Origin of the sequence: Mycobacterium sp. SMC-17 (assembly GCF_045310915.1) — a bacterium.
Classification (GTDB): domain Bacteria; phylum Actinomycetota; class Actinomycetes; order Mycobacteriales; family Mycobacteriaceae; genus Mycobacterium.
Genome location: NZ_JBJIAK010000138.1, coordinates 1 through 1590, shown reverse-complemented (window position 1 = coordinate 1590; position 1590 = coordinate 1). Strand labels below are relative to the sequence as shown.

At 62.2% G+C, this 1590-nt stretch carries 4 pseudogenes; 2 read left to right on the top strand and 2 right to left on the bottom strand.

Annotation, left to right across the window (positions count from 1 at the left end):
- A pseudogene (locus ACJH7A_RS30425) lies at nucleotides 1-197 on the top strand (hypothetical protein); the annotation flags it as partial.
- An 8-nt stretch (nucleotides 198-205) separates the two neighbouring features.
- Here the strand turns inward: ACJH7A_RS30425 and ACJH7A_RS30420 are convergent.
- Nucleotides 206-448 (bottom strand): annotated as a pseudogene (locus tag ACJH7A_RS30420) (IS21-like element ISAau2 family helper ATPase IstB); the annotation flags it as partial.
- Nucleotides 448-792, bottom strand: a pseudogene (locus tag ACJH7A_RS30415) (Mu transposase domain-containing protein); the annotation flags it as partial. The pseudogenes ACJH7A_RS30415 and ACJH7A_RS30420, both read right to left, overlap by 1 nt.
- On the opposite strand from ACJH7A_RS30415, the pseudogene ACJH7A_RS30410 reads away from it, so the two are divergent.
- Nucleotides 738-1529: pseudogene (locus tag ACJH7A_RS30410) on the top strand (acyl-CoA dehydrogenase family protein); the annotation flags it as partial. The pseudogenes ACJH7A_RS30415 and ACJH7A_RS30410 overlap by 55 nt on opposite strands.
- Between the last annotated feature and the right edge of the window lie 61 nt (nucleotides 1530-1590).

The following is a 1590-nucleotide window of genomic DNA, read 5'->3' as shown; positions in this document are numbered from 1 at the left end:
CACCGACACGGCCTGAACATCTCCGCCCACCTCAGCCCCGTCCCCGAATTCCCACCACCCCAGGGGACTTAGCCCACGTCGCCGCCAAACTCAACAACCGGCCACGCAAACCCCTGGACTGGAAAACACCCGCCCAACGCCTCGACGAACTACTGTCCGACCCGTCCGATCCACCCGCTGTTGCACTAGGACCTTGAATCCACCACGATTTTCGTGCCGGAAACCGGGCCGATCGGATGTGTCCTTCGCCGCCGTGGGCTTCGCGAGCGGACACTTCCCGTTGTAGGCACGCGGCCAGGTATTCTTCGTGGCTCCAGTTCTCCGCGCGAGCCCGCTCGGCGAGCCTTTCGGTGGCATCGCGCAACGTCGGTGCCTTCAATGCCCTTGTCAGGTAGGCGATTTCAGCGCGGACATCACGGCCGGCTGGGCTGGTTTTCGCGGTCGCCATCAGGCCACCCCGCCATCGAGGTCCACACCGAACGCGGTGTCGTAATCGGTCAGCGATCGGGTCACGACTTGCGGTTCAGCCACGGCGTGTTTGGCTGCTATTCGCCTGCGCCGCAGTACTTTCGCCGCCTCAACGTGCGCCGGGTCCGACAGGGTCTGATGCGTTGCCCAGATACGTTCATGCTCGGCGACCAGTTCCCCGTCGCAGAACGCGTGGACTCGATCCAGATCCGCCCGCACCAGCACCCGCCGTCCGACGGCCCCGGGATGCACCGAGTAATCATTGCCGTCCAGACGCACATAGTGATCGCGCGGCAGGCGCAACGAGGCACACCAGTTTGCGGACCAGGGCGGTGCTTGACGACGGTGAGTGGGTGATCAACGGATCGAAGATTTGGACCTCCGCCGGTCATCTCGCAAACTGGATTTTCGTCTTGTGTCGGACGGACGTGGACGCCTCCAAACACAGGGGGATCTCCTTCCTCCTCGTACCGATGAATCAGCCGGGCGTCGAGGTTCGGCCCATCAAGAACATGGTCGGTCAGACGATGTTCAATGAAGTATTCTTCACTGACGCTCGGACCTCGGCGGGCAACATTGTGGGGGAGCTCAACGGCGGATGGTCGGTGGCGATGACCCTGCTCGGTTTCGAGCGCGGAACCAGCGTCACCACCGACGCAATCCGATTTCAAGCCGACGTCACTCGGCTCATTGACCTGGCGCGAGAGCGAGGCAAGACGAGCGACCCGCACATCCGTGAACAACTCGCGTGGGCCTGCAGCCGCGTCGAGATCATGCGCTGTCGTGGCTACCAAGCGTTGTCGCGCTTCTTGAAGGGTGAGTATCCCGGAGCCGAGGCGGCGATGACGAAGATAATCTGGAGTGAGTTCTTCCAACGTGAAACCGAACTTGCAATGGAGATACTCGGGTCGGACGTGCTCACGCCGTCTGGCACGGGAACAAATGGAGCCTTGATAACGGCGGACCTCGGTACGCCGAACGCGTCGCTCGCGTGGGTTGAGTCTGCGCTCGCCGCAAGGGCCGCAACGATTTACGCGGGTAGCTCTTGTCGCCTGCCATGAGGATGGGACCAGTGTGACCTGATTTTTGCCAGGGTGATGGGACCACCTGGATTGCCAGTTA